Below are 26,368 nucleotides of genomic sequence, written 5' to 3' on the forward strand. Positions count from 1 at the left end.
CCACCCGCCGTCCCAGTTTAGGGGGCGGTAAGCCCTGCTCTTCGGCCAGACTCGCCTGTTCGAGGAAACTCACCGCATCGAGGATCTTGCCCGCTTCCCGGGCCGGAATATCGACCCGCTTGGCCAGATGGGCGCCGATGGCCATAAAGACGGCGTCAAAGCCCCCCTCGTCGCGCTCGCGCAGCACATCCTCCACCTTGTGGTTAAGAGTCAGGGTCACTCCGGCCGCCACGATACGGGCTACCTCCCGATCCAGCACATCGCGGGGCAAACGGTAGGCGGGAATACCGAAACGCAGCATGCCGCCGGCAAGCGGCCCCGCTTCGCGGATCTCCACCTGATGGCCGAGCCGGTTGAGGTGCCAGGCGCAAGAGAGGCCGGAGGGACCAGCGCCTATGACCAGCACCTTCTTGCCACTGGCGGGCGCGGGGGGCGCAGGCAGCCAGCCTTTGGCCAGCGCCTCGTCGCCGAGGAAGCGCTCGATGGCATGGATGGAGACGGATTCATCCACCTGACCGCGGTTGCAGGCGCTCTCGCAGGGGTGATAGCAGACCCGGCCATGAATGGCGGGCAAGGGGTTCTCTTCGATCAGGGTCTGCCAGGCCGCCTCAAAACGGCCGGCCTGCGCCAAAGAGAGCCAGGCCTGGATATTTTCTCCGGCCGGGCAGGCGTGATTGCAGGGTGGCAGGGCTGGCCGCCAGACGGGTAGCCGGGTACGCACCGGGCCTGTTCCCGTTTTCAGGGAGAGATCCGGCAATGGGGTCATGTCCAGTTGTTTGCTCATACATTGCTTTCTTCTTTTTGTGTGACAGGCCCCACCCGATGGCGCTTGATACCGTGTAGCCGAAGCGGACGGTGGCCGGATGGGGAAGAAGCGAAAGCGTTAGAAACTGGGAACTGAGTCGATAATGGCCGCTTTTTTGTACTGATTAGCGAATCAGGATCAAAAAATGTTGCACTTTATGGTTCATAGAGACCAGAACGTGACTCAAGTAACATCTTCTCCAGCTGACCGCTGGCTTTCAGTTTGGCGAGCCCCCGATTGAAGGTTTTGATCAATTCGTCAGCGTTGGCGCGCTTGCGGCTGATCAGCAGGTGACCTTCGACCTTCATCACGGGTTTTGAATGGGTTGCAAAGAGATCGACCGTGCTGGCCGGGTAGAACTGACGCAGGGAGTAGTAGCCGACATCGATGTTCTCCAGCGTCAGGTCGGCGCGGCCGGAGAGCAGCAGATCGAAACTCTGGCGCAGCCGGGTGACGAACTGCACCTGCAGCGGCACCTGCGCGATGGCTGCAAAAAAATCTGCATTGTAGGTATAGCCACTAACCGCAGCCAGCTTGCGATCCGCCAGATCCTGATAGCCGTGCCATTCCAGCGGATCGGATTTGAGATAGAACCAGACATAGGTTTCGCTCAGGATGGGATCGCTGTAGAGATGGGTTTTGCGCCGTTCGCTCGACTCATACCAGTGGACTGTGCCATCCACCACTCCCTCCTCCGACAAGCGAAAGGCCCGTTTCCAGGGCAGAAACTGGAACTTGACGCTCACCCCCTCACTCTTGAATGCCTCGCTCACTACATGAGGGATAAGCCCCTGATATTTCAGCGTCTCCGAGCAGTAAGGGGGATACTCTCCCGTGGTCAGGGTCAGCTCCTGCGCCCAGAGCCCGTGGCAAAAAAGGCTCCCCGCCAGCAACCAGCTTATTTTCATCCCGATGCCCTCTTGTTCTGTTTTCCCAACTATAGACCGCCCCCTTGAAAGGATTGCCGGATCGCCGGGGAACCGTTATGTTCCCCTTTTTCCAGGCGATCGCGCCGCTTCACAAGGATACGAAGATGCCAAGGCTAGACAGCATTCACCTCTACCCCATCAAATCGACCGCCGGCATGCCTCAGGCACGCGCCCGGGTCACCCAGGAGGGGCTCGCAGGGGATCGCCGCTACATGGTGGTCAAGCCTGATGGCACCTTCATCACCGCCCGTACCCACCCCCAATTGCAGCAGGTGGTTGCAACTCCAGTTGCAGGCGGCCTGCAACTGAACTATCCGGGGTTCGAGCCCCTCGCCCTGCAAGAGTCCGACTTCAGCCGTGCCCCGCAAGCGACAGGAGTCTGGGGCGATCGCTTCACCGCCCTGCATACCACCCCCATCGCCGACAGCTGGCTGAGCCGAGTCGCTGGCGAACCGGTAGCGCTGCTTTGGCTCGGCACAGAGTCTGACCGCTTTCGCGAGAAGACCGGCACCCGGGTCAGCTTTGCCGACGGTTATCCGCTGCTGCTGATAAGTCAGGCCTCGCTGGATGATCTCAATCTGCGCTCCGATGCGCTGCACCAGATGAGCCAGTTTCGCACCAATCTGGTGGCGAGCGGCACCCGTCCCTTCGAGGAGGACAGCTGGGTGCGCATCCGCATCGGCGAGGTGGAGTTTCAGGTCGCCAAGCCCTGCAGCCGCTGCATCATGACTACGGTGGAAGCGGGCACCGATCGCTTCAATGCCCTCAAAGAGCCGCTCGCGACCCTCACCCGTTACCGCCGCGGCGAGGATGGCGAGGTTTACTTCGGCCAGAACCTGATCGCCCTGAACGAGGGGTGGATTGAAGCGGGTAGCGAGATCGAGGTACTGGAGCGCAAGCGCCCTGCCCCCTACCCTGACGGCGCACCGAAAAAGCGCGAGCTGATCTGCGTGGCCCGCGAACCGCTGGCCCGGGATCTGGAGACCTTCTGGTTCGAAGCCGCCGATGGCGAGCCGCTGCCCGACTACCTGCCGGGCCAGCATCTGCCCATCAGCCTCGATATCAAAAACGAGCGGGTTCAGCGCCGCTATACCCTGAGCTCCACACCAGATCGGCCGGAGCGCTACAGCATCAGCGTCAAGAAGGTGGGGGGCGGTCGCATCTCCCACTGGCTGCACCAGCAGATGCAGGTGGGCAACACCCTGCTGGCCGCAGCGCCGGCTGGCGAGTTTCACCTTGGTGCCGAACGCTCGCTGCTGCTCTCGGCAGGCTCCGGCGTCACCCCCATGCTGGCGATGGCCCGAACTCTGGCCCTGCGCGGGGAGCTCGGCGATGTCCACTTCATGCACCTGTGCCGCAGCGAAGCGGATATTCCGGCAGCCAGCGAGCTGCATGCCATGGCGCATCAGGGGATGACCCTCACCATTATCCTGAGCCAACCGGACAGTCACTGGCAGGGGCAGCAAGGGCGGCTCGGCGATGAGCATCTCGCACTGGTCAAAGGGTTGGCCGGACGGGAGGTGTTTATCTGCGGCCCCCACGGCTTTATGGCCGATGCGGCGGCAAAAGTGGCAGCGCGCGGCGTGCCCGCTGCACGCATCAGACAGGAGAGCTTTGGCGGCGCCATTCTCTCGGTGGCCCGCCCCCATCAGGCGGTGCAACTGCGTATCGGCGCCCAAGCCTTTACCGGCAACAATCAGGGCACTGTGCTGGATCAGGCCAACAAGCAAGGCGTAGAGCTGCCATGGAGCTGCCGCGCCGGCATCTGCGGCAGTTGCAAACAGACGCTGATCTCGGGCGAGGTAGATCACCCCGACGCCCCCGCCATCACCGCCGCCGAGCGGGCCGAGGGCAAGATCCTCACCTGCTGCGCCGTGCCGCTCACCGACCTTGAAATCCTATGATCGGGTGATCGGGCCGCATTAACTCACGCCACCCCAGATGACCGGGGAATTGACCCCGGTCATCTTTATCCACACTTGTTCACCTGATCCGCCCTTAATTTGTCCCCACCGCCTTCATCAGTGAGTTTCCCTTCCTATACTCTCAGAGCAAAAAGCCTTGCCAGCCATTGACTTGGCGATGCTCCATACGACACTCCGCCATAGGGAAAGGACGCCCATACCATGGAACAGAACAAGCCCGCCTTTCAGCTCAACCTGCTGCTATCCGTCATCACCCTGATCCTGCTGTCACTGGTGTTTTTCGCCTACAGCTGGGCGGGTAAACAACTGGAAGAGAGTTATCGACAACAATATGTCTCCTACCTGCTGGCCGACGAACTGCGCCAATCCTCCGATGATCTGACCCGACTCGGGCGCACCTACGTCATCACCAAGGATCCAGCCTACGAGCAGCAGTACATGCGGATCCTGGCCATTCGCAACGGCGATCAGCCGAGACCGGATGGCTACAACCGTATCTACTGGGACTTTGTCGCCGCCAACGGCCAGAATCCCCGCCCCGACAGCAATGTTCGCCGTGGCCTGATCGACCTGATGAAGGATGCCGGTTTCACCGACGGTGAGCTCGCCAAACTGAACGAGGCCAAAAACAACTCGGATGCGCTGGTAAACACCGAGGTCGCCGCCTTCAAGCTGGTGCAGCAGAGCGATGGCGATCCGGTTGCCAACCAGCAAAAAGCCATCGCCATGATGCATGACAAGGCCTATCACCAGAACAAGGGGCGCATCATGTCCCCCATCGATGACTTCTACGTGATGATGGAGCAGCGCAACCATGAGGCAGTCGAGAGCGCCATCGCCAATACCGACATGCTGCGCTATCTCTTTATCGCCCTCGGTCTGGTGTTGATGTTCTTCCTCTGGCGCACCTATCGCTCCCTGCTCGATCTGGTGGGCACCTCGGTCGAACAGCTCAAGACCGATCTCCATATGATGGCGGAAGGGGACTTCTCGCGCCCCATCAAGGTGCCGCCAGGATCGAAAGAGAGCCTGATCGGCCTGCTCGGCGGTATGCAGACCACCCTCAAAGGGATCATCGCCAAGGTCTCCCACTCCACCGAGGAGCTGTCCCACTCTGCCGACAGCATCGCCCAAATTGCCGAGCAGACAGCCCAGTTTGCCACCGATCAGCAAACCAGCACCCAGACCATGGCCGCCGCCATCGAGGAGCTGGTAGTGAGCATCAGCCACCTCTCCGACAACGCCACCCATGCAGACGAGCTGAGCAAGGTCTCCGCCAATACCCTGGAGGAGGGATCAGGGGTCATTAAAGAGACGCTTGGCAGCATCGAGAATATCTCCACCACAGTGGGGGATGCGGCCAGCACCATTTCCGAGCTCAACGGCCATACCCAGCAGATTTCGGAGATCATCGGGGTGATCCGCGGCATCGCCGATCAGACCAACCTGCTGGCCCTCAACGCGGCCATCGAGGCGGCGCGGGCCGGTGAACAGGGTCGCGGCTTTGCGGTGGTGGCCGACGAGGTGCGCAATCTGGCCAGTCGCTCGGCGGCCTCAACCCAACAGATCACCGGGATGATTAGCAAAATCCAGAGCGGGGCGGATGCCTCCATCCGCAGCATGGAGAACACGGTCAACAACGTCTCTCGCGGGGTCACGCTGGCCAACCAGACCGGCGAGGCGATCGCCAGCATCCAGAGCCACGCCTCCAACCTCACCGGCTTGATGGGAGAGATCAGCCACACCCTGCGCGAGCAGTCCACCGCCGCCAACGAGGTGGTCTCTACCGTCGGCAACATCACCTCTCTATCAGAGCAATCGGGGGATGCCGCCCGCCATGTGTCCCAAGAGGCGGCCAAGCTCAAGCAGCTGTCACGGGTTCTGCGCCAGGAGATGGGGCACTTCAAGCTTTAAAGAACGCTGAAAAGCAAAACGGCTGCCCGAAGGCAGCCGTTTTTTATTCGGGGGATCCCCGTCATTCAGTATCTATCAACCACGCAGGGCGGCGATACGCTGCTCGATGGGCGGGTGGCTCATGAACAGTTCGCTCATGGAGCGCTTGCCGTTGATGCCAAAGGCCATCATGGAGCCTTCCAGCTGCGGCTCGGCACCGCGGGAGAGGCGCTCAAGGGCGGCAATCATCTTGTCGCGACCGGCCAGCTTGGCGGCACCGGCATCGGCACGGAACTCGCGCTGACGGCTGAACCACATGACGATGATGGAGGCCAGAATACCGAACAGCATCTCCAGCACGAACACGGTGATCATGTAGGCAAAACCGCCGGTGCTGCTGCTCTCTTCCTCATTGTTGGAGCTGAAGAAGTTGCTGATCACGCCAGCCACGATCCGGGCGAAGAACATCACGAAGGTGTTCACTACACCCTGGATCAGGGTCAGGGTCACCATGTCGCCATTAGCTACGTGGCTAACCTCGTGGGCCAGTACCGCTTCCGCCTCGTCACGGCTCATGCTGTAGAGCAGGCCGGAGGAGACAGCCACCAGCGAATCATCGCGGCGGGCGCCGGTCGCAAAGGCGTTCATCTCGGGAGAGTCGTAGATCCCCACTTCCGGCATCTTGATACCCGCTTCGCGGGCCTGACGGGCCACAGTGCTCACCAGCCAGTGCTCGGTCTCGTTACGGGGTTGCTCGATGACCTGGACACCATAGCTGCGCTTGGCCATCCACTTGGACATCAGCAAGGAGATAAAGGAACCCCCAAAACCGAACACGGCACAGAACACCAACAGCCCGGAAATGCTGGACTTGTTGATCCCCAGAACCGAGAACAGGATATTGAGTACCACCCCCAGCACCAGCATGACGGCCAGGTTGGTCACCAGGAATAGCATAATTCGCTTCATATAGACTCCTTGTGAAGATAAGGGACATGACCGGGGATCACTCGGGATCCCCACCTGATCATGTTAATGTCGACATTCTAGGGAGATTCGATGAATGTTCGCTGAATATGCCGTCAAAGTAGCGGCGAGATATCGAGACGCCCCTGCAAATCGGCTTCAAGCGGATTGTTTATAAACGGAATTTCGCCGAGGAAGGGGGCTGGCAGCAGGCCCCTCAGGGTGTCCAGATTTTCCTGATAATGGCTCATGGAACCATGGAGCCGATTAATTACCCACCCCGCCACCGGCAGCTGATCATTGCGAATGGCGGCAAAGGTGAGCAACGCATGGTTGAGGCAACCCAGCTTGGCCCCCACTACCATGATCACCGCCATGTTCTCCTGCTTGACCCAGTCCGACAGCAGATGCTTGCGATCGAGCGGCAAATACCAGCCCCCAGCCCCTTCCACTACCGCCAGTTCGGCCCCAGCCTGTTCAATCTTGCGTAGCCCCTCGCTCAACCCCTGCATGGTGATAGGCTGGCGCGCCTCGCTGGCGGCAATGTGGGGTGCAATCGGCGGCTCATAGGCGAACGGATTGACCACCTCATAGGGCAGCGGCAGACTCGCCGCCTCCTGCAACAGAACGGCATCCAGGTTGCGCAGCCCGTCCGGGGTGCGGGCACATCCGGCCGAGACCGGCTTGTAACCCGCGCACTTGATTCCCTGTGCGCTGAATTCGCGCAGCAGGGTGCGCGCCACCAGCGTCTTGCCCACATCGGTATCGGTGCCGGTGATAAAGAATGATTTCATACGGTTCTCTCCTTGGCAGGGGGTGGCACACTGCCCTGCAAACTCTGTGGTTCCCGGCGCTCAGCGAGGCTTGCTGAGACGGCCGAGGCACACCCGATAACTGGCGACCAGCCTGCCATCGGGCTGGCGAAACGCCTCATACGCCTGCGCCAGCTGCTGCAATCTGGCGCGCCCGCTCAGACCGGCGGGGGCGGCACTCCCCTGATTGTCATTGATCTGATTGGCCCCAATCCCCTTGAGATCGCGCAACAACTGCGGCAATTCAAGATAGGCGAGATCCCAGGTGATACAACGCAGCTCGGGAGCAGATACCCCGGCGCTAGCCAGCGCCTGCTCCAATTGTGGCAGGCTGAGGAAGCGATTGACATGGGCGCGACCATCAAGCTGCTGCCAAGCGGCTCGCAACTGCCAGAGTGACTCATCGAGCAGGGTCGAGAAAAAGATCTGGCCGCCCGGTTTGACCACCCGCAGCAACTCGCCAAAAGCCTGGGCCGGACGCTCGCACCACTGCAACGCCAGACTGGAGAAAACCCAGTCGAACGCGTTATCGGCGAAAGGAAGCTGCTCCGCATCGCCGCAGAGCAGGCGGGCGCCGCTGCCACGCAAGGCGGCCTGCGCCAGCATGCCGGGGGCGAGATCCAGCCCCACCAGCTGGTGACAACGGTTCGCCAGTTGGGGCAAGAAAAAGCCGGTGCCGCAGCCCAGATCCAGCCCGCTCACCGTCAGATCAGTGCCAACCAGCCTGTCTGGCATCCATTCCAACAGCGCCTGACCCACCTCCTGTTGAAAGCGGGCGTGGGCATCGTAATGACGAGCGGCGGCGCCAAAACGGCGAGCAAGCTGCGCCTTGTCGACCGTTTGAAAACGCTCAGCCATAGTGAGCCTCCCCAAGCGTTGTAACTGCAGGGCAGACCCCCAAGGCATCGAGCAGGCGCTCCACATCCTGCTCGCGGTGAGCCGCGCTCAGGGTAATGCGCAGCCGGACCGTACCGACTGGCACCGTGGGCGGGCGGATGGCGCTCACCCAGACGCCGCGTTCCCGCAGCCGTTCTGCCAGTTGCAGGGCAACACTGCTCTCCCTCACCAGCAGCGGCTGGATCGGGGTATCGCTCGCGCCAAGCTGCCAACCCTGATCCTTTGCCCCTTGCCGGAAGCGAGCGATCAGCTGGCCAAGATGGGCGCGGGACTCATCAGCCGCGCGCACCAGTTCGATGCTCTTGCTCACCGCACAGGCCTGGGCGGCGGGCATATGGGTGCTGTAGACATAGTGGCGAGCGAAGTTGACCAGATACTCCACCAGCTCGCGGCTGCCGCCGACAAAGGCGCCAGCGACGCCAAGCGCCTTGCCAAAGGTGCCCATCTGGATGTGTACGCAGGCCGGGTTCACCCCTTGTGCGGCCAGCGTGCCGCGCCCCTCAGGCCCCAGCACACCGAGGCCGTGGGCATCGTCGATCATCAGCCAGTTGCCGCTCCGGGCGGCGAGGATTGCGAGCTCACCCCAGGGGGCCTGATCCCCGTCCATGCTGAACACCCCTTCCGAAACAATCAGTCCGCGATTTGGCTCAAGCTGCCGTTCAAGGGCCGCCATATCGTTGTGGGCAAAGCGCTTCATCTTGCAGGGGAGCTGGCTGCCCATCTCCTGCAAAGAGGCGTGGTTGAGTTTGTCCTGCCACAGCAGATGCTCCTTGCCAAGCAGCGCTTTGAGCACCGCCTGATTGGCAGAAAAGCCGCAGTTGAACAGCAGCACCGCCTCCACCCCGAGCCACTCGGCCAGGGCCTCCTCAAGCTGTTGGTGGGCACGACTGTAACCGGTCACTAGCGGCGAGGCGCCGGAGCCCGCGCCATAGCGCCCCATCCCCGCGTTGAAGGCAGCCTTGATGGCGGGGTGATCCGCCAGCCCCAGATAGTCGTTGGCGGAAAAATTGAGGTATTCGCGCCCCGCTACCCTGAGCCGCCCGCCACTCGCCCCGTCGGTCGCGATGCGGTTGCGCAGCAGGCTCGCCTGCTCGCGCCCGGCCAGCGCCGCGCCCAGCGCAAAGGGGCCCGTTACTGCAGGGCCCTTCATGACCTGGTGGCCCCAGCACGGGGGCGGGTGGCGTCATAAAACATCTCGGCAGGTTCGCTCTGGCGGCTCACCTCGGCCAGCAGCTCCTCTTCCTGGACCTGATCCGGTTTCTGGGCCCGCTGGGCGGGGCGAATACCGAGCCGCTTGAACAGCTGCATGTCGCTGTTCTCGTCCGGGTTGGGGGTGGTCAGCAGTTTGCAGCCGTAGAAGATGGAGTTGGCCCCGGCCATAAAACACATGGCCTGCATCTGCTCATTCATCTTCTCCCGCCCGGCGGAGAGACGCACATGGGAGGCGGGCATCATGATCCGCGCCACCGCGATGGTGCGGATAAATTCGAACGGATCGAGGTTCTCCTCGTTCTCCAGCGGCGTCCCCTTTACCTTGACCAACATGTTGATGGGCACGCTTTCGGGGTGCCGCGGCAGGTTGGCCAGCGCCATCAAGAGGCCCGCCCGATCTTTCGCCTGCTCGCCCATGCCGACGATACCGCCGGAGCAGACCTTCATGCCGGCGCTGCGCACATGCTCCAGGGTATCGAGCCGATCCTGATAGGTGCGGGTGGAGATGATCTCGCCGTAAAACTCCGGCGATGTATCGAGGTTGTGGTTGTAGTAATCAAGCCCCGCAGCGCCAAGACGCGCCGCCTGATCGGCGGTGAGCATCCCTAGCGTCATGCAGGTCTCCATCCCCAGCCCGCGCACCTCCTCGATCATCCGGATGATGTAGGGCATGTCTTTTTCTTTGGGGTTGCGCCAGGCGGCCCCCATGCAGAACCGGGACGAGCCGTTGGCCTTGGCTTCGCGGGCCCGCTCCAGCACCTTCTCAACCTCCATCAGCCGCTCGGCTTCGAGCCCGGTGTGGTAACGGGCGCTCTGGGGGCAGTATTTGCAATCTTCCGGGCAGGCGCCGGTCTTGATGGAGAGCAAAGTACTCACCTGCACTTCGTTCGGATCAAAGTGGGCGCGGTGGACGGTCTGGGCCTGAAACAGCAGATCGTTGAACGGCAGGGCAAACAGGGCCTGAACCTCGGCGAGGGTCCAGTCATGACGAAGGGCGTGACCGCCCACGGTGAGAGCATTCATACATGGCTTCCGGTTGATATTAGTGGGATCCTGCCCCCGCCATCTTGGGATGGACGGCCACAGAACCCGCCGCCGGGCCTGCGCGCTCAGGGTGATGCGCAGTGCCAAGTGGCTGAAATTGTTGGCTAGTGTAGAGAGCACGCGTAGACTGTCAACACCGACCAGATCAAACCAATTGACAATAGAACAACAAATGACCAATCAAGAATTCGACCTGCACCACATCTGGCACCCCTATACCTCACTCACTCACCCCCTGCCCTGCTATGAAGTGGCCAGCGCCAAAGGGGTGAAGATCACTCTCAGCGACGGCCGTGAACTGGTGGATGGCATGAGCTCCTGGTGGGCTTGCGTGCACGGCTATCAGGTGCCGGAGCTGGACGCCGCCGCCACCGCCCAGCTCGGCAAGATGTCCCACGTGATGTTTGGCGGCCTCACCCACGCCCCGGCGGTCGAGCTCTGCCGCAAGCTGGTGGAGATCACTCCGAAGGGGCTTGATCGGGTATTTCTGGCCGATTCCGGCTCGGTGGCAGTGGAAGTGGCGCTCAAGATGGCCCAGCAGTACTGGCATGCCAAGGGGACGCCCAGAGCCAAATTTGTCGCCCTGCGCAGCGGCTATCACGGCGACACCTTTGGCGCCATGAGCGTCTGCGATCCCGATGGCGGCATGCATGAGCTCTACAAGGGATTCCTGCCGGAGCACCATTTTGTCGACGCGCCCAGCTGCCGCTTCCACGCCGAGTGGGACGAGCAGTGCGTGGTGGAGCTGGCGACACTCATGGCCGATCATCACGAGGAGATCGCCGCCATCGTGCTTGAGCCCATAGTGCAGGGCGCTGGCGGCATGCGCTTCTATCACCCCCGCTACCTGCAGTGGGTACGCGCCCTGTGCGACGAGTTCGGCGTGCTGCTCATAGCTGACGAGATTGCCACCGGCTTTGGCCGCACCGGCCAGCTGTTTGCCTGCGACTGGGCGGGGATCAGCCCCGACATCATGTGTCTGGGCAAGGCGCTTACCGGGGGCTATCTCACCCTCTCTGCGACCCTGACCACCGAGCATGTCGCACGCACCATCTGTGACGGCAAGGCGGGGGTCTTTATGCACGGCCCCACCTTTATGGGCAACCCGCTCGCCTGCGCGGTGGCCAACGCCTCCATCGATCTGCTGCTGGCCTCACCGTGGCAGGAGCGGGTGCGCGCCATCGAGCATCAGCTGCGAACAGAACTGGTAGAGCTGACCCTGCACCCGGCGGTCGCGGATGTGCGGGTGCTCGGTGCCATCGGGGTGGTAGAGATGAAAGAGCGGGTGGATGTGGCGCGCATCCAGCGCAAATTTGTCGAACTGGGCGCCTGGATCCGTCCCTTTGGCAAGCTGGTCTACCTGATGCCCCCCTTCGTCATCACCCCGGAGGAGCTTGGGGTATTGACCGGCGCCATCCGTCAGGCCATCGCCGAGGGCGAGTTTTAATGCAAGCAGCGGCGGCCATCGCAGCCGCCCGTTTGACTACCGGCATTTGATATATAAAGATGGCAACTTTATCCACTTCAGTGCAGTTTCACTTGCCGTAATGTGAGCAAAACACCAGACCTGAGGCCCCAAGAGGGGTAAACTGCTGCGGTTTTACCATCAAGAAAGACTGCTCATGCGCCTCTCCATTGCTGCCAAAATCAACTTTTTCCTGCTCTTCATCTTCTCCATGGTACTGGTCTTCTCCGCAGCCTATCAGGCGGTACGCGAGCGCGATCTCATCCTGACGCTCATCAAGGAGCAGAGCCGCGAGCAGACCGAAGCCTATTTCGACGGCCTCAACATGCTGATGCTGACCGGCAAGATGGATGCCCGTGATACCCTGCGCGGCAAGTTTCTCGACCATGCCCATGTGGAGGATGCCCGCATCGTCCGTGGCGACGCGGTGAGCAAACAGTTCGGCCCGGGACGGGAGACAGAACAGGTAAAAGATGAATTTGATGAGCTGGCTCTGGCGGGCAAAGGGAGTCTGGAGGTGGTGCACAACGGCATGCACAGCCGTCTGGTGGTCACCCGACCGCTACTGGCCAAGAAGGATTTTCGCGGCACCGACTGCACCAGCTGTCATCTGGTGCCGGAGAATACCGTGCTCGGTGCAGTGCGCTTTGACTACTCCCTCGATTCGCTGTTTACCCGGGTCGAGCAGAATATTCTCACCTCGGCGCTCATTCTCACCGGCATCTTCGGGATGGGACTGCTGCTGACCCTCTGGGTCATCCGCACCTGGATCGTGCGCCCTCTCAACCAGTTGACCCGCTCCATGGAAGAGGCCACCGACCTGCACGACTTCGGTCACCGGCTGGAGGGGGATGACGGCGACGAGATTGGCCGGGTGGCGGTGGCCTACAACCAGATGCTCGACAGTGTGGAGCGCCAGCTCGGCAAGCGCGCCAAGGCCAGCAGGCAGGAACCGGATCAGCCCCGCTAAGACGAACGCTTAACCGACGTAGTAAAAGAGCAAGCTGGCGATCAGCACCAATAGCAGGATGGCCAGATTGACATGCCGGGAGTCATCCTGACGGCGGCTGCGCTTGCGCTCCAGCAGCAACACCGCCAGCGTCAGGGCGCAACAGCTCCAGAGCCCGTAGACCAGCCAGGGGGTAAGGGCCGGGTCCCAATAATCGCGCACCTCGATCCCGCCATAGACCAGAAAACCGTAGGCAATTTCGGGCCGGGCATAGTGGTAAAGGGAGAGCAGCACGATAAAGCCGCCCCAGCAGAGCATCACCAACCCCTGTAACACCCGTGTCAGCCAATCTGGCCCATGCCGCCGATCTTTCACCCACCTCTCCTGCGCCCGTGACACTCTTGTTGAGTGAACCATGCCGAAAACCCCACCAGAGTCCGACATTTTTGCTTGTTTATCAAACCCGCGCGGGTAAGATTGACGGCTTAGTCTGCCATGGTGGGCCATCTGTGCCCGGGCCAGACTCCCTAGTGTTGCAAATAGCGCTGCAAGAACAAGCTGGAGACAATATTTCGATGACGCACGCATCCGTAGTAGATGTGCTGGCCGGTAAGTATCCGGTCGGCACCACCCAAACTGTCAAAGGGTGGATCCGGACTCGCCGTGATTCCAAGGCGGGGATCTCATTTTTGGCCATTTCCGATGGCTCCTGTTTCCATCCGGTACAGGCAGTTGTCCCCAATACCCTGGCCAATTACGAGAATGAAGTGCTGCGTCTGACCACTGCCTGCTCCGTGGAAGTGACCGGCGTGGTTGCCGCCTCTCAGGGCAGCGGCCAGGCTTTCGAACTGCAGGCGACCGAGGTGAAGGTAGTCGGCTGGGTCGAAGATCCGGACACCTACCCGATGGCCGCCAAGCGCCACAGCATCGAATACCTGCGTGAACAGGCCCACCTGCGCCCGCGCACCAACATCGTTGGCGCCGTGACCCGCGTTCGTCACTGCCTGGCGCAAGCCATCCACCGCTTCTTCCACGAAGAGGGTTTCCTCTGGGTTGCGACCCCGCTCATCACCGCCTCTGACACCGAAGGTGCCGGCGAGATGTTCCGCGTCTCCACTCTGGACATGGAAAACCTGCCGCGCACCGACGCTGGCAAGGTGGACTACAACGAAGATTTCTTTGGCAAAGAGGCTTTCCTGACCGTATCCGGCCAGCTGAACGCCGAAACCTATGCCTGCGCACTCTCCAAGGTCTACACCTTCGGCCCGACCTTCCGCGCTGAAAACTCCAACACCAGCCGCCACCTGGCCGAGTTCTGGATGGTTGAGCCGGAAGTGGCCTTCAACGATCTGGAAGATAACGCCGCACTGGCCGAAGCCATGCTGAAGTATGTCTTCAACGCCGTACTGACCGAGCGTCGCGACGATCTGGAGTTCTTCGCCCAGCACGTGGACAAGGATGCCATCAGCCGTCTGGAGCGTTTCGTCTCCTCCGACTTCGCCCAGATCGACTACACCGACGCCATCGAAGTGCTGAAAAACTGCGGCAAGAAGTTCGAGTTCCCGGTCTCCTGGGGTATCGATCTCTCCTCCGAGCACGAGCGCTATCTGGCCGAGGAGCACTTCAAGTCTCCGGTGGTGGTAAAGAACTACCCGAAAGATATCAAGGCCTTCTACATGCGCCTCAACGACGACGGCAAGACCGTTGCCGCGATGGACGTACTGGCACCGGGCATCGGCGAGATCATCGGTGGTTCCCAGCGTGAAGAGCGTCTGGACGTGCTGGATGCCCGTCTGGCCGAGATGGGCCTGAACAAGGAAGATTACTGGTGGTATCGCGACCTGCGTCGCTTCGGTACCGTGCCGCACTCCGGCTTCGGTCTGGGCTTCGAGCGTCTGGTAGTCTACGTGACCGGCATGGGCAACGTCCGCGACGTGATCCCGTTCCCGCGTACTCCGCGTACCGCCGAGTTCTGATCAGCGGCATCTTGCCACTGCATTACAAAAGCCGACCTGCGGGTCGGCTTTTTTATTGTCACCGTTATGGGTGATACTCAGGATTAACCGGCACAAGGAACTCGTCGCCTATGGGATATCGCCTGCTGCTCTCGCTACTGCTGTCCTGCATGCCTGTTCAACTGTGGGCCGAGCCCGTTCGTCTGACCACCCTGGAGTGGCCCCCCTACACCAGCCAGAGCCTGCCCGATGGCGGCCTCACCGGTCATATCGTCAAACGCGCCTTTGCCGAAGCGGGACTGGAAGTGACGTTCGACTTCTATCCCTGGCAGCGGGCGGTACGGCTGGCGGCCGACCCGACCCAGCCTTATAGCGGCTATTTTCCCGAGTACCTCTCCGACACCCTGCCCACCCTGTGGCGCAGCTCCCCCAGCGTAGGCGACAGCGTGCTGGGCATGGCGCAGCGCTCAGGCCCCCCCATCCCCTGGCAACAGCTCACGGATCTCGCCTCCTACCGGATCGGCGTGGTGGAGGGATACGTCAACACCCGTGAATTCGATGCCCTGATGGCTAGCAAGCGCCTCAACACTGCCGCCGTCGATGCAGACCTGCTCAACCTGCGCAAATTACAGCGTGACCGGCTCGATCTGGCAGTGATCGATCGGGATGTCTTTCACTGGCTCATCAACCATGATCGCAAGCTGAGCAGCGCCGGATTGCAATTTCACCCGAAGATCCTCGAACACAAGAGCCTGCACATCATGTTTCGCCCCGATCAGCAGGCGTTGCAGCAACGGGTGGCACAGGCCATTGCCAGATTGGATATTGCCAGGCTGAGCGAGGATTATCAGCGCCGCTATCTGCAGCAAGCACCTGCGGCCAAGTGAGTCAATCCGCTGAAGTCAGCCCTTGCTGGCAAAAATAGCCTGAGCGCTGGCTTTTTCACCCTCTTCTGCCGCAATCGAGCCCTTTTTATGCCCCTCCCCTGCAGTTCTGTTGCCGCACTGTGCTGCCACCATGACCACCCGCTGGCTTGGCCCCGAGTGATACCACTTGGTGACAAAAATAATGTTTTTGTTAGTACGTGGTTTTTAAGTGGTTTAATCAAAAATTCATCGAGTTATTGAAGTAACTCAATTTTTTCACTTTTTCAGGGGAGCAGAATAGCAACTAACCCTTTTGGGCTAAATAAAACAGACAATGACAATTCATGGTTCAGGCTACCCGCGGCAATATGGGTTGAATCACACGAGGTAACGGAATGATCTTGATGGAATTTTTAGTGGTACTCGGCTGCTTGCTGCTGGGTACCCGCTTTGGGGGCATGGGACTCGGTCTCATCAGTGGTATCGGTCTCTTCCTGCTGACCTTCGTCTTCGGCCTGGTGCCGGGCGAACCGCCTGTTCAGGTAATGCTGACCATTCTGGCGGTGATCGGCTGTGCCGCCACCCTGCAGACTGCCGGTGGCCTCAACCTGATGATGCAAGTGGCCGAGCGTCTGCTGCGCCGTCACCCGCAATACATCACTATCCTGGCGCCGCTCACCACCTGGACCCTCACCTTCCTGTGCGGTACCGGCCACGTGGTCTACACCATGTTCCCCATCATCGCTGACATCGCGCTGCAGAAGAACATCCGTCCCGAGCGCCCGATGGCTGTCGCCTCCGTTGCCTCCCAGATGGCCATCTGCGCCTCCCCGGTCTCCGTTGCCGTGGTCTCCATGGTCTCCATTCTGGCGGCTGGTCACGGTATCGGTCAGGCTTACGGCCTGCTCGACATCCTGATGATCGCCATCCCCTCCTCCCTGACCGGTGTCATCGTGGCGGCCCTGTGGAGCCTGCGTCGCGGCAAGGATCTGGACAAGGATGAAGAGTTCCAGGCCAAGATCAAAGACCCGGAGCAACGCGCCTTCATCTACGGTGGTGGTGAGACCCTGCTCAACACCAAGTTCCCGAAAGAGGCCTACTGGTCTACCTGGATCTTCTTCGCCGCCATCGCTGCCGTGGTATTGCTCGGCGCCAACGAAGGTCTGCGTCCGGTGTTCACCATCAAGGACAAGACCGGCCCGCTCTCCATGAACCTGGTGATCCAGATGATGATGCTGATCGCCGGTGCCATCATCCTGATGCGCTGCAAGGTCAAGCCGGGCGAGATCGCCAACGGTGCCGTCTTCAAGGCGGGCATGGTCGCCATCTTCTCCGTATTCGGGGTGGCATGGATGAGTGAGACCTTCTTCCAGGCTCACATGCCGCTGCTCAAAGAGACCCTGGCCCATGTGGTACAGGCCCAGCCCTGGACCTACGCCCTAGTGCTGTTCCTTATCTCCAAGCTGGTAAACAGCCAGGCCGCCGCCCTCACCGCCATCGCCCCCATGGGTCTGGCGCTGGGTGTCGAACCCAAGCTGCTGATCGCCTTCCTGCCGGCCAGCTACGGCTACTTCGTGCTGCCGACCTACCCGAGCGATCTGGCCTGTATCGGTTTCGACCGCTCCGGTACCACCCGCATCGGCAAGTTCATCATCAACCACAGCTTCATCATTCCGGGGCTGATCGGGGTGGTGACCTCCTGCTCGCTGGGCTTTATCCTCACCAGCATCCTGCTCTAATCGCAGCGGCGTTTACCACGCCATTGCAATACAGGCCCCCGCTTCGGGGGCCTGCTTTTTTCCCGCTCTGTGACCCCAACCATTTCCCCGCCGCCATTTCCGGACACTATACCTTTACCTCTGCCCTCGCCGCTGGGTAGCATGCCCCCTCGTTCACCACCGGAATCTCATCCATGTCTCGCGTCATCCTGCTCTGGAGCGGTGGCAAAGATGCCATGCTGGCCCTCTGTCATGCTCGCCAAGCGGGCCATCAGGTGGTGGCACTGGCCACCTTTGCGCCGCCAGAGCCACGATTTCTCGCTCACCCCTTGCCGCTGGTGCGCCGTCAGGCGGAAGCCCTCGGGCTGCCCCATCTGCTGGTCACCATAGAAGCGCCGTTCGATCTCGGTTATGAGCGGGCACTGGCACGGCTCAAGGAGGAGTGGCAACTCGATGGCGTAGTCACCGGCGATATCGACAGCGTGGGGGGCGCACCAAACTGGATCCGCGAACGCTGCCAGCCGCTGGGCCTCACCGTCCATACCCCGCTCTGGCAGCAATCTCGCCAAGCCTTGCTGGCGAATATGCTGGCACGCGGCATCGTCGCCCACCTCTCCTGCGTCGATACCCGGGTGCTGGCCCCCGATTGGACTGGGCGCACCCTCGATGCCGCCACCCTCGTGGAATTGCAGCAACTGGCCGAGCGCGAGGGCTTCGATGCCTGCGGCGAGCAGGGGGAGTACCACACCATGGTGACCGACGGCCCGGGCTTTGCCGCCCCGCTGCGTCTCGATGGCTGGCAGGTGGCGCGGCAGGATCATCTGGCCTATCTGGCCGAGCCGCAGGGGTAACGGCCGCAGGCCATCTGGCCCGCTCACTCAGCGCGCGAAAAATCGAGATAAAAAAACGGGAGGCAACAGCCTCCCGTTTGGATTTGAGCGAACCAGTTTTGAGCGGGCCATGACGACCCGAACAAGGGATAAACCGGCTTATTTCGCCAGCTTGCCCAGCACCCGCTGCAGCAGGCGGATACGCGGTTCGATGCTGTCGAGCAGCAGGAACTCCGCCTCCGAGTGGAAACCGCCCCCCATAGGGCCGAAACCATCGAGGGACGGCACACCCGCGGCGGCGGTGAAGTTGGCATCCGAACCGCCACCGGCCTCCAGCCAGTTGAAGGGGATACCTTCCTCTTTGGCAGCCGCCTCCACCAGCGCCATCAGCGCCTCGGTGTCACCGCTCGGGCGCATCGCCGGCTTGAAGGTCTGGCGATCCACCTCGACCCGACAACCCGCGAGGAAGGGGTTGTTGGCCATAAAGGTGAGCCGGTCGTGCACCGCTGCAGCCTCTTCGTTGCTCCAGAAGCGCAAATCCACGATCGCCTCGGCAAAATCCGGCACCACGTTGACGCCGGTGCCGCCCTGTACCACGCCGACGTTCATGGTGGTGCCCGTGGTCATGTTGACCTGCTCGTTGATGGCCAGCACCCAGTGCGCCAGCTCGGTGATAGCAGAGACACCTTCGGTCAGGGCCGAACCGGCGTGGGACGCCTTGCCGTGGAAGGTGATGCGGTACTTGGCATTGCCCTTGCGGGCGCTGATGAGATCCCCGTTGGGACGGGCTGCCTCGGCCACCAGCACGCAGCCGCTCTGTTTGGCCTTCTCCACCAGCCAATCTTTCGACCAGGGGGAGCCAATCTCTTCGTCGCAGTTGTAGCAGACCAGCACCTTGAGCTTGGCAAGCAATGCCGGATCCATCTCTTTGAGGGCATACCAGATAGAGAGCAGGCCGCTCTTCATGTCCGAGACGCCGGGGCCAAAGGCTTGATTGCCTTCGATTTTCAGCGGGCGCTTGGCCGCAGTCCCCTCGGGGAAGACGGTATCCATGTGGCCGCACAGCATCACGTCGTAGTGATCTGCACCCGGCGCATTGGTGATCTCGAGGCAGGGGCCGCACTCGGCAGCAAACTGGTGGCGAGTCACCTGCCAGCCGATGGCCTCATATTTCTCGGTCATGATGTCGGCCACTTTCGCTACCCCGGCCGGGGTGCGAGTACCGCAATCGAGGTTGATGAGCGGGGCCAAATCGGCCAGATAGTTATCGAGGGAAAACGGGCTCTTTACAACTGTCATTATCTTCTCCATGCAACAATCAGCATTGATGGCCGATCGTCTATTGCAACAATGCGACACAGTGAGAAAAAGGCGGGCAGCCATGCCACCCGCCCGACCGGTAAATACCAAACACCACTACATAACCCACATCACTACATGAACAGCAGATAGTTGAGGGTCAGCGCCGTCACCAGCGCCCCCGCCATCGGCACGCTGGTGCGCTTGACCACGGTAAAGGGCGATACCTTGGCAATCCCCGCACAGGCGATCAGCACAGCCGCGATGGGAGAGACGGTACGGCCGATACTGGAAGCGAGCTGCATCGGCAGCAGCATGGTCACCGCAGGTACGCCAAACTTGGCTGCCACCGCCGGTGCCAGGGTCGAGAAGCTGAGGAACGCCGCGTTGCCGGAGCCCATGATGACCGCCGCCACCATGATCAGCGCCACCATCACCAGGGTCATCAGACCGCTGCCGATACCGGCATTGCTGGCAGAGTGCAGCAGGGTATCGATGGCGCCGATGGCCTTGAGGGATTCGGCAAACAGCTCGGCACAGACGATGAGTGCCACCACGGGGCCAAACACCTTGCCCATGCCGTCGAGGAAGCTGGAGAGCCCGGCAAACGCGGTACGCACCGAGCGGCTACGCAGCAGCTCGCACAGCATGCCGATAAAGACCGACAGCAGCATGGCCACCTCCACGCTCATCTTGATGTCGCTCACCAGCAGCTTGGAGAAGGTCATCATCAGCACGAAGGGGATGATCGGCAGCAGGGCATACCAGGTGGGCGCCTGCACGCTCTCGGTGCCCTGCTCGTCCAGCTCGGCGTGATCGCCACGATGGAGCGTCGGATCCCAGCCATCCTTGCGATCGCAGTGACGCTGCCAGAAGAAGTGCAGCACCATGGTCACCAGCAGCATGGGGGCCACCAGCCAGATCTGGTAGTCGACAAAATAGCTGGTCGGATCCATGCCGGATTGACCGGCGGAGAAGATGGCGTTGGTCTGGGTCGGGCCAATTTCAAACGCCTGGGAGGTGGCGATGACACCACAGGCGGAGGCCGGGCTGATGCCGAGGTTGCGCATCACCGGATACATGGTGACCATCAACAGCAGGCCAAGGCCGGTGGCGGAGGTAACGAACAGGGAGACAAAGACCGCCACCAGATAACAGATGGAGAGCATCAGGTAGCTGGACTGAATGCCCGCCACCGGTTTGACCGCCACTCGCACCAGCGCCTGGGAGGCCCCGATATGGGACATGTAGGTGGCAAAGCCCGCCACCGCCATGATGGTGAGGCCGAGGCCTGCCGCGCGGTAGGAGAAGATCCCCTTGAACACTTCGAACAGGTCGAACAGGGCAAAGCCGGTGCTCTTGTCAGCGGGGAGAATGGGGTGCAGCCCCAACCAGTAGGCCACTGCAAAAATGGCCATACCCGCCAGCGCCAGCACCGCCTGCGGATTGTAATCCTTGATGATGCCGTAGACCACGGCGACCAGAACGAGCAAGACGAATAAAAGTTCCAATATTCACTCCTGATAAATTTATCGAAGAGCGAAATCTAGTGATCTGACCACTGTTTGCCTTTGATCCCTATCAATAAAGGTGCCGTCACCGTGATTCATCAGCATAATATGTCGGCCATGTAACAATTTTTCGTTATTTCAACTGCCAGAAAACCTTTATCACCCCTTATCCGGGAATTGTGTGACGCGACTCCCCTCTTTTTTGCGTTGGATCAACATATGACGGCGCCGAACTGGCGAAGATGCGCTTCGACATATAGCGACCATTTCGCGCCGGAGAGAGTTATGACAAGCCAAGCCACCGCAGGTGCTTCGACCTGCGACTACAAGCTGTGGGACATCCTCGTCGAGTCTGCAAAGGAACGCACTACCATTCGTTACTCCAAACTGGCCAAGCAGGCCGGGCTGGAGCAGTGCCAGGATGAACTGCGTACCCTGCTGCAACGCATCCGCATGTACTGCACCGAAAACAACCTGCCGATCCTCTCCGCCATCGTGGTGGACGACGTGGGCAAATACACTGGCCTCTCTTCCAGCCTGCCTGATGCACCCTGGGAACGGGCCCGGGTCTTTGACCATGAGTGGACCACCCTGCACTGATTGACATGCTTGATAATGCCGACCAAAACGCGCCCGCTGGCGCGTTTTGGCTATCTGGCCTTTGCCTTTTCTCTTTTTCTCCTGCAATAGCGGCTTTTCTCCACAATCACCATCCCATCGGGTATACCCACCGCACTGCTTCTGATCTTGATCTCAAAATCGCCGTTCAGGTGTGACCAGTCCCGGTAAAACCCGCGAGCCGGACCATCGGCGTTGCCATGGGATTGCCACAATGCCAGAATCGGGCCCTTGCACTCTGTTGATTCGGATTTTCGGGACACGGCCCACGGCCAGCGCCCACAAGAGAAGGACTCCCCATGGCCATCACCCTCTATGGCATCAAGAACTGCGACACCATCAAGAAAGCCCGCAAGTGGCTGGATGAGGCCGGTATCGACTACCGCTTTCACGACCACCGCGCTGACGGCCTGAATCCGGACGATCTGGACAGCTGGCTGGCAAAACTCGGCTGGGAAGCCCTGCTCAACAGTCGCGGTACCACCTTCCGCGCCCTGCCGGATGAGGCCAAACAAGGGCTCGACACCGCCAAGGCTCGCGCCCTGCTGCTGGAACATCCGGCCATGATCAAGCGTCCGCTGCTCGACCGTGACGGCGAACTGACTCTGGGTTTCAAGGCTGATCACTACCAATCCCTCTTTTCCCGTTAAGGACAACTAAGGACAACTGATGTCGGATGTCATCGCACTGGCCAAGGATCTGATCCGCCGCCCCTCCGTTACCCCCCTCGATGAAGGGTGCCAGACCCTGATGGCGGAGCGCCTCGCCAGGATCGGGTTCGTTATCGAACCCATGGTGTTTGAGGACACCACCAACCTCTGGGCCCGCCGTGGCAGCAAGGGGCCGCTGTTCTGCTTCGCCGGTCACACCGACGTGGTGCCTGCCGGGCCGCTGGACAAATGGCACACCCCGCCGTTCGAGCCGACCATCAAGGATGGCGTGCTCTACGGCCGTGGCGCCGCCGACATGAAAGGCTCGCTGGCTTCCATGGTGGTGGCGGTCGAGCGCTTCGTGGCCGAGCATCCGGATCACACCGGGTCCATCGCCTTTCTCATCACCTCCGATGAAGAGGGGCCCTTTATCAATGGCACCACCCGGGTGATCGATACCCTGGAGGCCCGCAACGAGAAGATCCGCTGGTGCATCGTCGGCGAGCCCTCCTCTACCGCCGTGGTCGGGGATGTGGTGAAAAACGGCCGCCGCGGCTCCATCACCGGCGATCTGCTGGTACGCGGGGTGCAGGGCCATGTCGCCTATCCCCATCTGGCTGACAACCCCATTCACAAAGCCGCGCCAGCGCTGGCGGAACTCGCTGCCACCGTGTGGGATGAGGGCAACGCCTACTTCCCCCCCACCAGCTTCCAAATTGCCAACATCTCGGCCGGCACCGGCGCCTCCAACGTCATTCCGGGCGAGCTGCAGGTGCAGTTCAACTTCCGCTTCAGCACCCAACTGACCGACCTGGATATCCGTGAGCGGGTCGAGGCGCTGCTGGATAAACATGGCCTCGATTATCAGCTGAGCTGGACCCTCTCCGGCCAGCCGTTCCTCACCGACACCGGCAAACTGCTGGCGGCGGCAGTCTCTGCCATCGAGGCGGTCAATGGCCAGCAGCCAGCCCTGCTCACCACCGGCGGCACCTCCGACGGGCGCTTTATCGCCCCCACTGGCGCCGAGGTGATTGAGCTCGGGCCGGTCAACGCCACTATTCACAAGGTGAACGAGTGCGTGAAGGCGGACGATCTGGATCTGCTGGCGGACATGTACCAAGGGGTGCTCGAGAGATTGCTGGCATGACGCAGGAACAACTGCTGGGGCTCGACGAGAGCCACCTTATTCTGGTGGGACGCGGCCCCCATCGTCTGACTGCCGCCACCGCGGCGGCCTTCAACGACATGCAGGTTGCGGCCGCCTATGAGGGGTTCAACCTGCAGGCGGCCTCCAGCTGGCGCAGCTTCGAGCGCCAGCTCGCCATCTGGAATGGCAAGTGGCGCGGCGAACGGCCACTGCTCGATGCCAACAGCCAGCCCATCGATGCCCTGCAACTAAGCGAGGTAGAGCGGCTGCACGCCATCCTGCGCTGGAGTGCCCTGCCCGGCACCAGCCGTCACCACTGGGGGACCGATCTCGACATCTACGACCCGGACTGCCTGCCCACCGATACCAAACTGGCGCTGGAGCCGTGGGAGTATGAAGCCGGGGGCTGGTTTGCAGATCTCAGCGAGTGGCTCACCGACCATATGGGGGATTTCGGTTTCTTCCTGCCCTATGCCAAGCCGGTCGGGGCGGGGAGCGGGGTCGCCTACGAGCCCTGGCATATCAGCTTCTCGCTGGAGTCCGACGAGCTGCGGCTCGATCCAGCGGCACTGGCGCTTTGCCTGCAACAGGCGGATATTGAAGGCAAGTCGACCATATTGGCCAACCTTGATGAAATTTTGGCCCGTTATGTCACCACCTGTCCTGACGAAAGGAAAATCCCATGAATCTCTGGCTGTGGATAGGGTTGCCGCTGCTGTTCCTGCTCGGGCTGTTTCTCAATGCCATCAAAGACATGAAACGGCTGGAAAAGCAGTTGCCCAACTACAAGGACAAGATCCGCGAAGTGAAGGATGACGAGGACGACTGAATCCTGCCCCATCCCGTGGGGAGCGCCCTTGTGCTCCCCTCTCCCTCTGCTGTGCCGTTTCGCTTTTCCCCGCCCTCTCCTCCCTGCGCATCCTGATATCGACGCTCCTTTGACTCCGCTTTCGTTAACCCCGTCACAGTCAGAATATGGCGCGGCCATGCTGAAAAAAGGGATGAAAAATGTAAGAAAGTGCAAATTGATGCACAAATAAGCCACACAAGGGGGGCCTAACTGCATATAATGTGCCTACTTTGCACATTACCAGGAAGGAGTTCGCCCTTGGATGCCGCTACCATCAACAGTTTCTTTTTTGTCGCTGCCCTGTTGGTGGGAGCCAGCGTACTGTTGAGCGCCCTCTCTTCCCGCCTCGGTATTCCCATTCTGGTTATCTTCCTCGCCGTCGGCATGCTGGCCGGTGAGGATGGCCCAGGTGGCATCCACTTCGCCGACTACTCCATCGCCTATCTGGTGGGCAACCTGGCGCTCGCCATCATTCTGCTCGACGGCGGCATGCGCACCCGGGTCTCCTCGTTCCGGGTGGCACTCTGGCCCGCCCTGTCGCTGGCGACGGTCGGGGTGGCCATCACCACCGGCCTGACGGGTCTGGCAGCCGCCTGGTTGTTTGACCTCAACCTGATGCAGGGGATGCTAGTCGGCGCCATTGTCGGCTCCACCGATGCGGCGGCAGTCTTCTCCCTGCTCGGCGGGCGCAGCCTCAACGAGCGGGTGAGCGCGACGCTGGAGATAGAGTCAGGCAGCAACGACCCCATGGCGGTCTTTCTCACCGTCACCCTGATCGAAGTCCTGGCCAGCAGTCAACAGGATCTCAACGCCGGTTTTCTGCTGCTGCAGCTCATCAAACAGTTCGGCCTTGGTGCTGGGATCGGCCTTACCGGTGGCTGGCTGCTGTGGCGGCTGATCAACACAGCCCGCCTGGCGCCGGGGCTCTATCCACTGCTCACCGTGAGCGGCGGCCTGCTGATCTTCGCCCTCACCACGGCGGTCGGTGGCAGCGGCATCCTCGCCATCTACCTCACCGGTCTGTTGCTCGGCAACCTCGCCCTGCGCAGTCGCAGCACTACCTTATCGGTGCTGGACGGTCTGACCTGGCTCAGCCAAATCGGCATGTTTCTGGTGCTGGGGCTGCTCGCCTCCCCCCACAAGCTGCTGCCCATCGCCCTGCCCGCGCTGGCGCTGGCGATGTGGATGATCCTGTTTGCCCGCCCGGTGTCGGTCTGGATCGGGCTGCTGCCGTTCAAGAACTTCGCCCCCCGCGAGCGCTGGTTTATCTCCTGGGTCGGTCTGCGCGGCGCGGTGCCCATCATTCTGGCGGTGTTCCCCATGATGGCGGGGCTGCCCAACGCCCAGCTCTATTTCAACGTCGCCTTCTTCGTGGTGCTGGTCTCGCTGATTTTGCAGGGCAGCTCGCTACCGCTGGCCTCAAAACTGGCGCGGGTGGAGGTACCGGCACCGCCGTCGCCCATCAACCGCTCGGGGATCGAGATCGATCTTGACAGCCAGTGGGAGACCTTCGTCTACCAACTGGGGGAGGAGAAGTGGTGCATCGGCTCGCCACTGCGGGATCTGCAGATGCCCGCCGGCACCCGGATCTGCGCCCTGTTTCGTGGCCGCGAGCTGCTCCACCCCTCGGGCAGTACCTGTCTGCAGGCGGACGATATCCTCTGCGTCATCGGTCACGAACGTGACCTCCCCGCCCTCGGCCAGCTGTTCAGTCAGGCGCCGGAGCAGGATCTCGGCCCCCGCTTCTTCGGTGACTTCCTGCTGGAAGCAGCCGCGCGGCTGGAGGATCTCGCCCCTCTTTACGGGCTGGATGTGAGCGAGGTGGCGGATCAGACACTGGGCGATTTTATTGCCAGTCAGTTGGGCGATAATCTGGTGGTCGGTGACAACATCGAATGGCAGGGCCTGATCTGGACCGTGGCCGAAATGGACGAGAGCGTGCCGAGCAAGATCGGGGTGCGCTTTCAGGAAGAGGACCCGGTCTGACCGACCGTCCCGTATCAAGTCCCCAGCAAGAAGGGAGAGAG

The 26,368-nt window shown here is 61.2% G+C and carries 24 protein-coding genes; 14 read left to right on the forward strand and 10 right to left on the reverse strand.

The window, feature by feature from the left end; all coding sequences use genetic code 11:
* Together AB5Y82_RS15720 and AB5Y82_RS15725 are read right to left on the reverse strand one after the other, a co-directional pair.
* A partial coding sequence (locus AB5Y82_RS15720) for an FAD-dependent oxidoreductase (RefSeq protein ID WP_368174207.1) occupies window positions 1-784 on the reverse strand: 784 nt, incomplete at its 3' end.
* 176 nt (window positions 785-960) lie between these two features.
* Window positions 961-1,713, reverse strand: a complete 753-nt coding sequence (locus AB5Y82_RS15725; protein WP_042055568.1) for an ABC transporter substrate-binding protein — start codon at window positions 1,711-1,713, stop codon at window positions 961-963.
* Window positions 1,714-1,838: 125 nt separating this feature from the next.
* On the opposite strand from AB5Y82_RS15725, the gene AB5Y82_RS15730 reads away from it, so the two are divergent.
* Together AB5Y82_RS15730 and AB5Y82_RS15735 are read left to right on the forward strand one after the other, a co-directional pair.
* Window positions 1,839-3,638 carry an MOSC N-terminal beta barrel domain-containing protein gene (locus AB5Y82_RS15730; protein ID WP_111899648.1) on the forward strand — a complete coding sequence of 600 codons (1,800 nt, stop codon included), beginning with the start codon at window positions 1,839-1,841 and terminating at the stop codon, window positions 3,636-3,638.
* Between the two features lie 222 nt (window positions 3,639-3,860).
* Entirely contained in the window at window positions 3,861-5,573 is a 1,713-nt protein-coding gene (locus tag AB5Y82_RS15735) for a methyl-accepting chemotaxis protein (RefSeq protein WP_111899647.1), read from the forward strand.
* A 75-nt stretch (window positions 5,574-5,648) separates the two neighbouring features.
* On the opposite strand, the gene htpX is transcribed toward AB5Y82_RS15735, so the two are convergent.
* The 5 genes from htpX to bioB all read right to left on the reverse strand — a co-directional run bounded on the left by htpX (window position 5,649) and on the right by bioB (window position 10,462).
* The gene (gene htpX / locus AB5Y82_RS15740; protein WP_005337890.1) at window positions 5,649-6,521 is read right to left on the reverse strand and encodes a protease HtpX; all 873 of its coding nucleotides are present in this window, start codon (window positions 6,519-6,521) and stop codon (window positions 5,649-5,651) included.
* A gap of 113 nt (window positions 6,522-6,634) precedes the next feature.
* Window positions 6,635-7,312 carry a dethiobiotin synthase gene (bioD, locus tag AB5Y82_RS15745; RefSeq protein WP_005337893.1) on the reverse strand — a complete coding sequence of 226 codons (678 nt, stop codon included), beginning with the start codon at window positions 7,310-7,312 and terminating at the stop codon, window positions 6,635-6,637.
* 60 nt (window positions 7,313-7,372) lie between these two features.
* A complete protein-coding gene (gene bioC, locus AB5Y82_RS15750) occupies window positions 7,373-8,188 on the reverse strand; it encodes a malonyl-ACP O-methyltransferase BioC (protein WP_111899646.1) in 816 nt (271 codons plus the stop codon).
* Window positions 8,181-9,377: an 8-amino-7-oxononanoate synthase gene (bioF, locus tag AB5Y82_RS15755; protein ID WP_368174208.1), complete on the reverse strand. Its 1,197-nt coding sequence runs from the start codon at window positions 9,375-9,377 to the stop codon at window positions 8,181-8,183. Before bioF ends, bioC begins: the two co-directional genes overlap by 8 nt.
* A complete protein-coding gene (gene bioB, locus AB5Y82_RS15760; RefSeq protein ID WP_111899644.1) occupies window positions 9,374-10,462 on the reverse strand; it encodes a biotin synthase BioB in 1,089 nt (362 codons plus the stop codon). The genes bioF and bioB overlap by 4 nt, the downstream gene beginning before the upstream one ends.
* 193 nt (window positions 10,463-10,655) lie before the next feature.
* Between bioB and bioA the strand changes: the two genes are divergently transcribed.
* Both bioA and AB5Y82_RS15770 read left to right on the forward strand, forming a co-directional pair.
* Complete coding sequence (bioA, locus tag AB5Y82_RS15765; RefSeq protein WP_201296168.1) at window positions 10,656-11,930, forward strand: adenosylmethionine--8-amino-7-oxononanoate transaminase; 1,275 nt, start codon at window positions 10,656-10,658, stop codon at window positions 11,928-11,930.
* Window positions 11,931-12,105: 175 nt separating this feature from the next.
* Window positions 12,106-12,918, forward strand: a complete 813-nt coding sequence (locus tag AB5Y82_RS15770; protein ID WP_107684148.1) for a HAMP domain-containing protein — start codon at window positions 12,106-12,108, stop codon at window positions 12,916-12,918.
* A gap of 9 nt (window positions 12,919-12,927) precedes the next feature.
* Here the strand turns inward: AB5Y82_RS15770 and AB5Y82_RS15775 are convergent, their stop codons facing one another.
* Window positions 12,928-13,272 (reverse strand): hypothetical protein, encoded by a 345-nt coding sequence (locus tag AB5Y82_RS15775; RefSeq protein WP_005359354.1) that lies wholly within the window; start codon window positions 13,270-13,272, stop codon window positions 12,928-12,930.
* Window positions 13,273-13,472: 200 nt separating this feature from the next.
* Here AB5Y82_RS15775 and asnS point away from each other — a divergent pair, with 200 nt between their 5' ends.
* From asnS to AB5Y82_RS15795, 4 genes are all read left to right on the forward strand, one after another.
* Window positions 13,473-14,873 (forward strand): asparagine--tRNA ligase, encoded by a 1,401-nt coding sequence (gene asnS, locus AB5Y82_RS15780; protein WP_368174209.1) that lies wholly within the window; start codon window positions 13,473-13,475, stop codon window positions 14,871-14,873.
* Between the two features lie 110 nt (window positions 14,874-14,983).
* Window positions 14,984-15,739 (forward strand): substrate-binding periplasmic protein, encoded by a 756-nt coding sequence (locus AB5Y82_RS15785; RefSeq protein WP_368174210.1) that lies wholly within the window; start codon window positions 14,984-14,986, stop codon window positions 15,737-15,739.
* A gap of 374 nt (window positions 15,740-16,113) precedes the next feature.
* A complete protein-coding gene (locus AB5Y82_RS15790; protein WP_005337916.1) occupies window positions 16,114-17,457 on the forward strand; it encodes an anaerobic C4-dicarboxylate transporter in 1,344 nt (447 codons plus the stop codon).
* Window positions 17,458-17,630: 173 nt separating this feature from the next.
* Window positions 17,631-18,287, forward strand: coding sequence for a hypothetical protein (locus tag AB5Y82_RS15795; RefSeq protein WP_368174211.1), 657 nt, complete (start codon window positions 17,631-17,633; stop codon window positions 18,285-18,287).
* 138 nt (window positions 18,288-18,425) lie between these two features.
* On the opposite strand, the gene AB5Y82_RS15800 is transcribed toward AB5Y82_RS15795, so the two are convergent.
* Window positions 18,426-19,565, reverse strand: coding sequence for a M20 family metallopeptidase (locus tag AB5Y82_RS15800; RefSeq protein WP_111899640.1), 1,140 nt, complete (start codon window positions 19,563-19,565; stop codon window positions 18,426-18,428).
* 134 nt (window positions 19,566-19,699) lie between these two features.
* Window positions 19,700-21,076, reverse strand: a complete 1,377-nt coding sequence (gene dcuC / locus AB5Y82_RS15805; protein ID WP_111899639.1) for a C4-dicarboxylate transporter DcuC — start codon at window positions 21,074-21,076, stop codon at window positions 19,700-19,702.
* A gap of 285 nt (window positions 21,077-21,361) precedes the next feature.
* Here dcuC and AB5Y82_RS15810 point away from each other — a divergent pair, with 285 nt between their 5' ends.
* From AB5Y82_RS15810 to AB5Y82_RS15835, 6 genes are all read left to right on the forward strand, one after another.
* Entirely contained in the window at window positions 21,362-21,676 is a 315-nt protein-coding gene (locus AB5Y82_RS15810; RefSeq protein ID WP_005337929.1) for a hypothetical protein, read from the forward strand.
* A gap of 317 nt (window positions 21,677-21,993) precedes the next feature.
* On the forward strand, window positions 21,994-22,344 hold the full coding sequence (locus AB5Y82_RS15815; RefSeq protein ID WP_005337930.1) for an ArsC family reductase: 351 nt from the start codon (window positions 21,994-21,996) through the stop codon (window positions 22,342-22,344).
* A gap of 19 nt (window positions 22,345-22,363) precedes the next feature.
* Window positions 22,364-23,491 (forward strand): succinyl-diaminopimelate desuccinylase, encoded by a 1,128-nt coding sequence (dapE, locus tag AB5Y82_RS15820; protein ID WP_368174212.1) that lies wholly within the window; start codon window positions 22,364-22,366, stop codon window positions 23,489-23,491.
* Complete coding sequence (locus AB5Y82_RS15825) at window positions 23,488-24,177, forward strand: M15 family metallopeptidase (RefSeq protein WP_368174213.1); 690 nt, start codon at window positions 23,488-23,490, stop codon at window positions 24,175-24,177. The genes dapE and AB5Y82_RS15825 overlap by 4 nt, the downstream gene beginning before the upstream one ends.
* Window positions 24,174-24,320 carry a hypothetical protein gene (locus AB5Y82_RS15830; protein WP_005337933.1) on the forward strand — a complete coding sequence of 49 codons (147 nt, stop codon included), beginning with the start codon at window positions 24,174-24,176 and terminating at the stop codon, window positions 24,318-24,320. Before AB5Y82_RS15825 ends, AB5Y82_RS15830 begins: the two co-directional genes overlap by 4 nt.
* Before the next feature lie 279 nt (window positions 24,321-24,599).
* Entirely contained in the window at window positions 24,600-26,327 is a 1,728-nt protein-coding gene (locus tag AB5Y82_RS15835; RefSeq protein WP_368174214.1) for a potassium/proton antiporter, read from the forward strand.
* The last annotated feature ends 41 nt before the right edge of the window (window positions 26,328-26,368 follow it).

The organism is Aeromonas sp. s13 (assembly GCF_040907905.1).
Taxonomy (GTDB): Bacteria; Pseudomonadota; Gammaproteobacteria; order Enterobacterales; family Aeromonadaceae; genus Aeromonas; species Aeromonas veronii.